At 62.8% G+C, this 2,717-nt stretch carries 2 protein-coding genes and 3 tRNA genes; 1 reads left to right on the forward strand and 4 read right to left on the reverse strand.

Annotated elements, in window-relative coordinates; translation table 11 throughout:
* The 4 genes from SB771_RS33330 to SB771_RS33345 form a co-directional block, all read right to left on the reverse strand.
* Window positions 1-116, reverse strand: a 116-nt coding sequence (locus SB771_RS33330; protein ID WP_024163107.1) for a GTP-binding protein, incomplete at its 3' end; no start/stop codon positions are given.
* 64 nt (window positions 117-180) lie between these two features.
* Window positions 181-255, reverse strand: a tRNA-Thr gene (locus tag SB771_RS33335).
* 25 nt (window positions 256-280) lie between these two features.
* Window positions 281-354: transfer RNA gene (locus tag SB771_RS33340), tRNA-Gly, on the reverse strand.
* A gap of 43 nt (window positions 355-397) precedes the next feature.
* Window positions 398-483: transfer RNA gene (locus tag SB771_RS33345), tRNA-Tyr, on the reverse strand.
* 924 nt (window positions 484-1,407) lie between these two features.
* Between SB771_RS33345 and SB771_RS33350 the strand changes: the two genes are divergently transcribed.
* Window positions 1,408-1,782, forward strand: coding sequence for a hypothetical protein (locus SB771_RS33350; RefSeq protein ID WP_175661870.1), 375 nt, complete (start codon window positions 1,408-1,410; stop codon window positions 1,780-1,782).
* Window positions 1,783-2,717 lie beyond the last annotated feature (935 nt).

A 2,717-nucleotide genomic window follows, 5' to 3' on the forward strand; every position in this document is an offset into this window, starting at 1 on the left:
TTCTTCGTCAGAACCGTCGTGATCGCTGCCGTCAGCGTCGTCTTGCCGTGGTCGACGTGACCGATCGTACCAACGTTGACGTGCGGCTTGGTCCGCTCAAATTTACCCTTGGCCATTTTCGACTCCCAAAAGGAATTCACATGTTGCGCCGCGCGCAAACAGACACTGACTTGTAACTGCTGGTGCCCATGGGCAGGATCGAACTGCCGACCTCTCCCTTACCAAGGGAGTGCTCTACCACTGAGCCACATGGGCGGTATTACGCTTCAACTGCACGAACTGGAGCGGGTGAAGGGAATCGAACCCTCGTCGTAAGCTTGGAAGGCTTCTGCTCTACCATTGAGCTACACCCGCACGGGCCACTAACGATTCCCTACCGCTCTTTGCGCTGATGTTCTGGTGGAGGAGGTTGGATTCGAACCAACGTAGGCGTAAGCCAACAGATTTACAGTCTGCCCCCTTTAGCCACTCGGGCACCCCTCCGTAGAGAACTGACGATTATGGGGGTGCATCGCACTCTTGTCAAGCACATCCGGAAGATTATTTTCATTCTCTTCCAGCGCGCTGCGCGACTCACCCGACACCCACGCTTGCCCGGCTAAGGCAAGCACGAGAGGATCGCCACACGGCGCCCACATCCTCGTCAGACTCCGCCTTCAGCTTCGATTTGCATCTTCGCTGAAAACGAAAGACCGCCATCATACGGCCTCCCGCTCATAATGCCAAGCGGGTAGATGAAAAAAATCCGCAATTTCCATGCCGGGGGGATTTGCGGGGCGTCCGTAGAGGGCTCGGGGCGGGTGAAGTTGGTTATCAGGAACGCGCTCCGACGTAACGCCAGGCATGGGGGCCGATGTCTCTGTAGTAGGTGTGGGCACACCAACGCTGAAGCCGGATGCGGAGTAAAGGGGGCTACCGCTCTCATCGCCGCCAACCCGGCCGATCGAACCGTCAGGAAAGGGCCGACTCGGTCAGCGCCCTCTCACCACCCCAAATGGAAAGCCGCGCGTTGCCAATCCGCGCCGCACGATCAAGCTGTCCCCTGCCCTCTCACGCCGTATGCGGGGCCGTCCTTGCCCGCGCGCCGCTCTTCGCGGCTACCTCGGCCCATGCGGGGGCACCCCAAATGCGTGGTGCCGCAGAGAGGATCGCGGCAATCCGGTAGCAGTCGCTTCCCGAGAGCCGCACCTCTGAGCGCGGGGAACACGGCGGCCGTCGCGGAGGGTGACACGTCAAAGCCGGCCATCGACGTGTGCGATCACGGCCGAGAACGGGATGACGCCCGTGCGCCCAACCGCACGCGCGACCCCGACGTTCGGGCGGCACGTGCCACCGGTTCGCGAGCCGCAGCGCGCGGCAATGTCCACGTGGCCGGCTGGAAAGGCGGCGCCCCGGCCCGGCGCGCGCATGGGTTCCATCGCGTGTGCGCATACGCGCCACGGGCGCCTCGAGATACGATCAAGTGCGCAGGGCTGCGGAACGACGCGTCAACCTACCGTTTCGCGGCGCAGCGACCATCACGCCTCCCAGCGCGAGGCCGACAGCGCGGCCGGCTTCGATATCCGGCACCTGCTGATGTGCGACGATCTGCGCACGCATGCGTGGTCGCCACACCGGCTGCGCGACCGGGGGCGTCCCGGCGGCCGTGCGGCCGCGCAACCCAGGCTGCGCAGCGCCTCATGCAAGCCGACCAACATGAGCGCCTGGTCGGCACATCGCAGTGAAGCCGCGCTGCGCAACGACATTCGACGCATCGATACGATGCACGCCGCGTTCAGTTGAGCGCGGATAGTGACTGTTTCGGCGGCACCGGCTATTCGCTTGTCGAAGAAATCCATGTCCTTCGAGACGGGCAGCCGGTTCTCATCAAAAGCAACAGCGCGGGCTCTGACGAAATCAGACCGGTCGACCAAGTTTTTGTCTCCGTGTCGTCTCGACGTCGGCGAAAGGCGTGGCGACAATTTCGTTCGGTACTCGACGCCGAGAAACATGGTCTTGCAGGTGCGTTCCGCCCCCACGACCGTCACGGATTTGCGGCCAGACGCATCAGTCGCGCGCCGAATCCCCGAAGGGCATCACCGATATTGAACGGAGATAGCCGAAATACGCATGCCGATGGGCCGCGATAATGGCTCACCACGGCGTGACGAGTCGGCGAGTCGTGCAAGGCGCTCGAGGCGGCAAATAACGGGAGAAAGGCCAGGAAACGAGATCATTCCGGACATGAAGGGACCACCACTGACGGCCAGACGAATGACGAACCCTTCGCCTTGCGCAGCGGGGTTGCCGATGGTCAATCGTTCGAATGATGGAAGCTGGCGTGGAGCTCAATGGCAGCGCCAACAAGAACCTCCGATGCCGCAGATCTCGCTGCGCGGTTTCGATGCTGTCGAGCGTGATGAGAACCGGGATGCCCCGGCCTGACGGGATGCCCCGGCCTGACGTCGTCAGATCAAACCCAACGATTCGGCGTCGCTCCCATTCCCGCTCTGCGCGCGGTGCAAGCTCACTGTCGTGGCCGCGGAGATAGCGACGATACGGATGCGACCTGCGTGAGGATCCTGCCCGGCCAGCTCACCTGCCCGCCGGCGCCAAGGGCCCCACCTCGCTGTCATCGCGTTTCCGCCGCGCCAATGCAAGAACCCCCGCCTTTCGGGCGGGGGTTCTTGGCTTAGGGAGCCTGACGATTACCTACTTTCACACGGGAATCCGCACTA

The organism is Burkholderia sp. SIMBA_051, from assembly GCF_046534915.1.
GTDB classification, from domain to species: Bacteria; Pseudomonadota; Gammaproteobacteria; order Burkholderiales; family Burkholderiaceae; genus Burkholderia; species Burkholderia ambifaria.